This is a genomic window from Nocardioides sp. (assembly GCF_050699375.1).
Taxonomy (GTDB): domain Bacteria; phylum Actinomycetota; class Actinomycetes; order Propionibacteriales; family Nocardioidaceae; genus Nocardioides.
The window spans coordinates 26,330-33,793 of record NZ_JBOHDN010000215.1 but is presented as its reverse complement, the minus strand read 5'-3'; the positions used below and the strand labels follow the sequence as shown (position 1 = coordinate 33,793).

General features: G+C 69.3%; 7 protein-coding genes. 2 read left to right on the top strand and 5 right to left on the bottom strand.

Annotation, left to right across the window (positions count from 1 at the left end; translation table 11 throughout):
* Positions 1–421: 421 nt before the first annotated feature.
* Positions 422–1,879 carry an NAD-dependent succinate-semialdehyde dehydrogenase gene (locus ACRDPS_RS15965; protein ID WP_431502638.1) on the top strand — a complete coding sequence of 486 codons (1,458 nt, stop codon included), beginning with the start codon at positions 422–424 and terminating at the stop codon, positions 1,877–1,879.
* 60 nt (positions 1,880–1,939) lie between these two features.
* Here ACRDPS_RS15965 and ACRDPS_RS15960 read toward each other — a convergent pair whose 3' ends face one another.
* The 4 genes from ACRDPS_RS15960 to ACRDPS_RS15945 all read right to left on the bottom strand — a co-directional run bounded on the left by ACRDPS_RS15960 (position 1,940) and on the right by ACRDPS_RS15945 (position 5,764).
* A complete protein-coding gene (locus ACRDPS_RS15960) occupies positions 1,940–2,746 on the bottom strand; it encodes a hypothetical protein (protein WP_431502637.1) in 807 nt (268 codons plus the stop codon).
* 223 nt (positions 2,747–2,969) lie between these two features.
* A complete protein-coding gene (locus ACRDPS_RS15955) occupies positions 2,970–4,466 on the bottom strand; it encodes a flotillin family protein (protein WP_431502636.1) in 1,497 nt (498 codons plus the stop codon).
* A gap of 15 nt (positions 4,467–4,481) precedes the next feature.
* Positions 4,482–5,006 (bottom strand): hypothetical protein, encoded by a 525-nt coding sequence (locus ACRDPS_RS15950; RefSeq protein ID WP_431502635.1) that lies wholly within the window; start codon positions 5,004–5,006, stop codon positions 4,482–4,484.
* Positions 5,007–5,080: 74 nt separating this feature from the next.
* A complete protein-coding gene (locus ACRDPS_RS15945) occupies positions 5,081–5,764 on the bottom strand; it encodes a pirin family protein (protein WP_431502634.1) in 684 nt (227 codons plus the stop codon).
* Between the two features lie 45 nt (positions 5,765–5,809).
* Here ACRDPS_RS15945 and ACRDPS_RS15940 point away from each other — a divergent pair, with 45 nt between their 5' ends.
* Positions 5,810–7,030: a glycoside hydrolase family 1 protein gene (locus ACRDPS_RS15940; protein ID WP_431502633.1), complete on the top strand. Its 1,221-nt coding sequence runs from the start codon at positions 5,810–5,812 to the stop codon at positions 7,028–7,030.
* A 3-nt stretch (positions 7,031–7,033) separates the two neighbouring features.
* On the opposite strand, the gene ACRDPS_RS15935 is transcribed toward ACRDPS_RS15940, so the two are convergent.
* Positions 7,034–7,462 carry an HIT family protein gene (locus tag ACRDPS_RS15935; RefSeq protein ID WP_431502632.1) on the bottom strand — a complete coding sequence of 143 codons (429 nt, stop codon included), beginning with the start codon at positions 7,460–7,462 and terminating at the stop codon, positions 7,034–7,036.
* Positions 7,463–7,464 lie beyond the last annotated feature (2 nt).

Below are 7,464 nucleotides of genomic sequence, written 5' to 3'. Positions count from 1 at the left end.
ATCGACAGCCTCCTCAGTCAGGAGGTGTTGCGTCCGACCCTTGAACTCGCCCCGTCGCGACGCCGCCTTGCGATGCACGCACGCATCGCACGACTTATGGCACGGACTCTCGGCGCGGGACACTAGGAGGCAGCGCAGGCCCGAACGAGATGTGGCCCGGCCAGAGGCCGGGCCACACTCAAGTCCCTCGGCTTCTCTACCGACGGGGGGAACAGTAGAGAAGCTGTAAGGCGAGCCTGGCGGCCTTTCGGCCGCGAGGCCCGGTCGAGGCTTGGAGTGCTCCCTCCCTACGTCGACGTGGATAGACAATCAGACTTGTTCCGAGGTGTCACGCGTATGCCTGTTTTCCACAGAACTGGTGACCACGTGTTGACGAGATGTGGATCAGGGTGTGTTTCCGCGGCGTGGTTGGATCGGTGTCATGAGCGGTTTGGACCTTCTGGCACCGGAGCATCACGGACTCTTCATCGACGGCACCTGGCGGGAGGCGGAGGGCGGAGCGAGTTTCGCGGTCATCGACCCGGCCGACGGCTCCGAGCTGACCACTGTCGCGGACGGTTCGGTCGCGGACGCCGTCGCCGCGCTCGACGCCGCAGTGGCGGCGCAGGCGTCCTGGGCGAAGACTCCGCCGCGCACCCGGGGCGAGATCCTTCGCAAGGCGTTCGAGCTGATCAACGAACGGTCCGACGATCTGGCGCACCTGATGAGCCTGGAGATGGGCAAGCCGGTGGCCGAGGCCAAGGGCGAGGTGACGTACGGCAACGAGTTCTTCCGCTGGTTCTCCGAGGAGGCACCCCGGATCCACGGCCGCTGGATGGAGAACCCTGTCGGCGGCTCGCGGCTGCTGACGGTGCGCAAGCCGGTCGGCCCCTGCTTCTTCATCACCCCGTGGAACTTCCCGCTGGCGATGGGCACCCGCAAGATCGGCCCGGCCATCGCCGCCGGCTGCACGATGGTGGTCAAGCCGGCCGAGCAGACGCCGCTGACGATGCTGGCCCTGGCGGCCATCCTGACCGAGGCCGGACTGCCCGAGGGCGTACTCAACGTCGTGACCACCACCTCCGCGCCCAAGGTCTCCGCCGCGGTCCAGGCCGACCCACGGCTGCGGAAGATCTCCTTCACCGGCTCGACGCCGGTAGGCCGGCTGCTGGTGAAGCAGGCCGCCGACAACCTGCAGCGGATGTCGATGGAGCTCGGCGGCAACGCCCCGTTCATCGTCTTCGAGGACGCCGACATCGACGCCGCCGTCGAGGGCGCGATGATCGCGAAGATGCGCAACATGGGCGAGGCGTGCACGGCCGCCAACCGTTTCCTCGTCCACGCCGACGTGGCCGAGGAGTTCGCCACGAAGCTGACCTCGCAGATGGGGTCGCTGGTCGTCGGGCGAGGCCAGGACGAAGGTACGCAGGTGGGGCCGCTGATCGACGAGAAGGCCGTGGACTCGGTGACCGCGCTGGTCTCCGGCGCGGTCGAGGGCGGCGCGAAGCTGCTGACCGGCGGCTCGGCGCCCTCCGGTCCCGGCTACTTCTTCACGCCCACCGTCCTGCTCGACGTCGCTGCCGACGCCGAGATCAACTCCCAGGAGATCTTCGGTCCGGTCGCGCCGATCACCGTCTTCACGACCGAGGACGAAGCAGTCACGAAGGCCAACGCGACCGAGTACGGCCTGGCCTCCTACGTCTACACCCGCGACCTCTCCCGGACGATCCGGATCGCCGAGTCGCTGGAGTACGGCATGGTCGGCGTCAACACCGGGCTCCTCTCGAACCCCGCCGCCCCGTTCGGAGGGATGAAGTCCTCCGGATTCGGGCGCGAAGGCGGCTTCGAGGGCATCGAGGAGTATCTGGAGACGACGTACGTCGGGATCGCCGCCGACTGAGATGCCGACGGCACCCTGGGGGTCTCCTCAGGGTGCCGTCGGCCGGTCCAGCGAGTGGGGTCAGCCCACCACGGGAACGAAGGTCACGTCTGCGCTGACCGTGTAGTTGCCCGAGCCGGTCGAACTCTGGTTGGCGTTGTAGCCGAAGGCGTACACGTTCACGTCGAGACCACCCTCAGGGACCGTGACGAGTCGCGTGGAGGAAGCGGTCTGCTCCAGGTTCCCTGTGGCCGGGAACTCGCCGGTGAAGGCGGTGCCGAAGTCGACGCCCCACTGGCTGCCGTCATCGCCGCGAACGGCCAGCTGCAGCACGGGCGTGGAGGTCTCGGCGTTGTTGGTCCGGTCGAAGAAGCCGTAGGCGTTGACCAGGTACTTGCCCGCATCCAGGTGAGTCGTGCCCACCTCGGTCGCGTTGGCGGCGAACGGACCGCCGATGTTCGCGATCACGGTGTCGGTGGTGGCCACGGAGGTCGCCGTGACGACTCCGTCCTGACCGTCAGCGCCGTCCTGACCGTCAGCGCCGTCCTGGCCGTCAGCGCCGTCAGCGCCGTCCTGGCCGTCAGCGCCGTCCTTGCCCCTCAGGTTCTTCTCGGTGCTGTCGTTGATGTCAGCACCGGTGATGGTGCCGTTGCGGATCTCGGACGCGCCGACGCCGCCCTCGGAGATGTCGCCGGAGACGATGGACTGGTTGCGCACCTCCGAGGTGCCGACGCCCTGGGCGGCGATGTCGCGGGACTGGATGGTCTGGTCGGCGATCTGGGCCGAGGTGATCTTGGCGGCGGCGTAGGCCCCGCCGCCTCCGAAGATCGCCGCGGTGGCCGCTGCGATGATGACGGTCGGGATCTGACCCATGAGCTTCTTGAACATGACTCTCCTTTGAACCCTGTTGCGTGACGATGCACCGGGCACCTCGAGAAAGCCGGTCTGGGATCAGACTGTGGTCGGGGTCGCGAACGACGATCCACAACTCTTCGGCCGTACCTCAAACTGGGTAGTGCCCGCGACGTCGGTGGATTCCTCCGCCCGGACGCCGGACCAAGGGCGGACCCAGGGATACCCGGTCAACCGGGTATCCCTGGGTCTGGTGGGACTAAGAGCCGATCTCGGCGGTGCCGTTGTCGGTGGCCTTGTTGACCGTCTTGTGGAGCATCGCCTCGAGGTCGAGACCGGTGGCGGTCTTGAGCATGTTGAGGGTCTGGGCGACGTTGTCGGTGACCTGGCGGGGCATGGCGCCGGCGCCGTCGGTGGACAGGACGGTGAGGTTGTCGATGGCGCTGATGGGGGCGGCCACCTCGCGAGCGATGCTGGGGAGCACCTCGACGAGCATCTGCAGGACCGCGGCGTCGTTGTAGTTGGCGAACGCCTCGGCGCGCTTGTCCATCGCCTCGGCCTCGGCCTGGCCGACAGCCAGGGTGGCGGAGGCCTGGGCCTCACCCTCGGCGCGCAGGGCCTCGGCCTCTGCGGTACGCCGCGCCCGCTCCGCGGCGCCACGCCGCTCACCCTCGATGGCCTCGGCCTCGGCCAGGGCGGCACGGCGGGCCTTCTCGGCCTCACCGGAGAGGCGGGCCTGCTCGGCATCGGCCTCGGCGCCGGCGATGGTGGAGGCCTTGCGAGCCTCGGCTGCGGCGATCTCGGAGTTGCGGCGGCCCTCGGCCTCCTGCTCGACGCGGTAGCGCTCGGCGTCGGCGGGCTTGCGTACCTGAGTCTCGAGCTGGCGCTCGGTCAGCGCCGCCTGGCGTACGGCGACCTTCTCCTGCTCGGTGAGGATGGCCTGATCGCGGTCGGCCTGGGCCAGCGGGCCCGAGGCGGCGGCGTTGGCGGCAGCGGCGTCGGTCTCGGACTTGATCTCGGCCTGCTTGAGGGCGAGGGCCCGCTGGGCGATGGCGATCTCCTCCTCGGCCTTGATCCGGGCCTGCTCGGCCGCTCGTCGTGCCTCGGCCTCGGCGATCGAGGCGGCCTGGGTGATGCGGGCGGCCTCGGGCCGGCCGAGGTTGGCGAGGTAGGACCCGTCGTCGGTGACGTCCTGGATCTGGAAGGTGTCCAGGATCAACCCCTGGCCGGTGAGCGACGACTCGGACTCGTCGGCCACCCGCTGGGCGAACGCGGCCCGGTCACGGATGATCTGCTCGACGGTCAGGCCGCCGACGATCGAGCGCAGCGCACCGGCGAGCACCTCCTGGGTGAACGGCTCGATCTCCTCCTGCTGGGAGAGGAACCGCTGCGCGGCCAGCCGGATCTGGTCGGCGTTGCCGCCCACCTTCACGATCGCGACGCCGTCGAGGTTGAGCTTGATGCCCTGCCCCGAGACCGCTCCGCCGATCCGCACCGAGATCCGGCGGCTGGAGAGGTCCATGGTCGCCAGCTTCTGCACGAACGGGACCACGAAGACGCCGCCGCCGAGCACGACCTTCTGGCCGGACAGGTCGGTGGTCAGCTGCCCGGTCTCCGGGTTGAGCACCGCCTTGCCCTTGCGGCCGGTGACGATGAACGCCTGGTTGGGGCCTGCCACCTTGTAGCGGCTGGTGACCAGCAGCAGAAGCAGGATGAGAAGTACGACGAAGCCGGCGATCGGCACCAGCAGTTCCATGGGGACCCCTTCAGGTCAGGAGGTGATCTCGCGCCAAGTCGGCGCGACGGTGACTGCCGTCGGAGAGAGGACCCCGGTAACGTGGACTGCGGTGCCCGGGTCGATCGCGTCGTCGGAGTCGGGTGCCTTCGCGTTGTAGGTCACCGTATGGCCCCCGAGTGCCAACCGGACCACGCCGAAGCCGCCGGCCGGGATCGTGGTGATCACCGCGGCGTCCAGCCCGACCGCGTCGTCGCCGCTGGGAGGAGCATCGGTGTGCTCCTCCTTGAGCAGGCGCGTCAGCCAGAGGGCGAACCAAGCGAAAAGTACGCCGGCGCCGGTCCCGATCCCGATGGCGGGCAGGGTCCCGATCGGCCCGGCGGCGATCGCGCCACCGAAGCCGAACGCGGACACGAACCCGCCGATGGCCGCCGTTGAGAACCAGTCGCTCTCCAGCCAGTCCAGCGCTCCGCCGAGGAAGCCATCGATCAGGTCGCCGATCACCAGCGACACGAGCAGGAGGCCAAGCCCGACGGCTCCGATGATCAGGAACGTCGTCACGCATCCTCCGTATTGAGCAGTCTGCGCCGGACTTTACCCGGCCGGATGTGCGGCTGTCCGGCCAATTGTGGATGTCAGTCGAAGCACCAGAGCAGCAGCTCGGTGGGTACGCCGGCGCTGACCGTGAACTCCGGCGGCAGGTCCTCGCCGGCGGTGATCTCGAAGGCGTCGCCCGCGGAGAGCGGCTCGGCCATGCCGCTGCGCAGCAGGGCGCCGGAGGCGACGTGGAGATGCCGGAGCCGGGCTTCGGGAAGGGTGATCTCGGTGGGGCCGGCGGTGCCGACGTGGCCGACCCGGAGAGTCCCCTCGTCGAGGCGGACCGCCTCGGTCCACTCGCCCTCCCTGGCGGCGACGTCGTGGACGGCGTACGCGGGCTCGCCGGTGCTGCCGGAGATCCAGGCCTGGATGAACCGGGTGCCGGGGGCCGAGGCGAACTCGGAGTGGTCCACGCCGTCGCCGGTGGTGAAGACGCCGACCTGGCCCGGAGCGACGGTTCCGGTGGCGCCGGTGGAGTCGGTGTGGGTCACCTCGCCGGAGAGCGGCCAGGTCAGGATGGTGACGCCGGCGTGGTGGTGGGTGTCGAAGCCCTCGCCGTTGCGCAGCAGGTGCTCGTCGTAGGCGACGATCGGGCCGAAACCGACGCGCTGAGGGTCGTAGTGGGGGCCGAATGAGTAGGTGTGCCAGGTAATTTTTCCTGGTCGGAGGCCGGGGGGACGTTCGGTGAATCGGACGGTTCCTCGGCGGATCTGGGCAGTCACAGTCATGATTGTGCCGTGGCGTTTCCCAAGTTTCCGACTGGCTTCGTGTTCGGCACTGCAGACGTCACCCGGCCGGGGGGCGAGCAGGACGTTGCGCTGCTCAAACGTCTCGGTGCGCCTGGTTACCGGTTCGCGGTCTCCTGGCGTGAATTTCAGCCGGGTGGACGCGGTGCCGTCGATCCCGCTGCCCGCAGCCACTACGACCGCCTCGTCGATGAGCTGCTCGAGGCCGGCCTGCGACCGTCGGCGACGCTCTATGCCGGCGAGCTTCCGGAGCCGTTGGCCGCCGACGGCGGCTGGCTCAACCGTGCCACTGTCGACGCGTTCGGTGACTATGCCCAGGGCGTCGCGGAGCTGATCGGCGACCGGGTCCCCGAATGGGTGCCCGTCCAGGACCCCAACGTGGCTGCCTACCTCGGCTACGGGCTCGGCACGGTCGCGCCCGGACGCCGCGCCGGGTGGGGAGTCGTGGCGGCGATGCACCACCTGCTCCTCGCTCATGGCCGCGGCGCGCAGGCGCTGCGCGCGGCCGGGGCCGCGACGGTCGGGTGCGCCACCCACCACGAGCCGATCTGGCCGCTCTCGGAGGATCCTGCCGACGTCGGCGCGGCCAAGCTCGTCGACCTCGCCTGGAACGCCGTCCCTCTCGAGGCGATGCTGATGGGCCGCTACCCGCGCGACATCGCCGGCCTCGCCGACGACGTCGTGATGCCGGGCGACATGGCCGTGATCCGCTCACCCCTGGACTTCTACGGGATCAACTACTTCGCCCCGCAGCGCATCGGCGCCTCGGCCGAGGGCGACGACCTCCCGTTCCGGCTGGTTCCCCTGGTGGGCTATCCGGCTACCGACACCGGCTGGGGCGTCGCGCCGACCGCCCTGCGGGAGTGGCTGATCATCACTCGATCCCGCTATCGCGCCGCGATGCCGCCGATCGTGCTGACCGGCTGCGGTGCTGCGTACGAGGCGCCGGTGGAGAACGGCATGGTCGACGACCAGGCCAGGATCGACTACCTCGAGGCCCACCTCGAGGCGGTCTCCGCCGCGATCGAGCGCGGTGTCGACGTACGCGGCTTCTACGCCTACACCCTGCTCGACCGCGACGGCTGGGAGGCGCCGTTCACCGGGAAGGACTGGGAGGACGGCGTGGGCGGGAAGTACGGCCTGGTGCACGTCGACGACGCCGGGGCGCGTACCCCGAAGCGGTCCTTCGGTTGGTACGCCGACCTGGTGGCCGCACACTCCGAAGGTGCGCCCACCGGCTGAGCGTCAGAAGGCGAGCTTCTCGCCGACCGCCTTGATCGCGTCCATGTCGCCCGGCCGGGGAACCCACGGCAGCGTGAGGGAGTCCTTGGCCTTGTCCGTGTAGCGCGGGATCACGTGGAAGTGCAGGTGGAACACGGTCTGCCAGGCAGTCGACCCGCAGTTGTTGAGCACGTTGACGCCGTCTGCGTCCAGGACGTCGACAGCGCGCTTAGCGACCGTCTGGGCGACCTTCGCGGTCGCGGCGAAGACCGCCGGGTCAGCCTCCAGGACGTCCTTGGTGTGCGTCTTCGGGACCACCACCGTGTGGCCCTCTGCCGCGGGCGCGATGTCCATGAAGGCGTACGTCTCGTCGTCCTCGTAGACCTTCGTCGACGGGATGTTCCCCGCGACGATCTGGCAGAAGAGGCAGTTTTCGTTGGGCGACTCGCTCATGC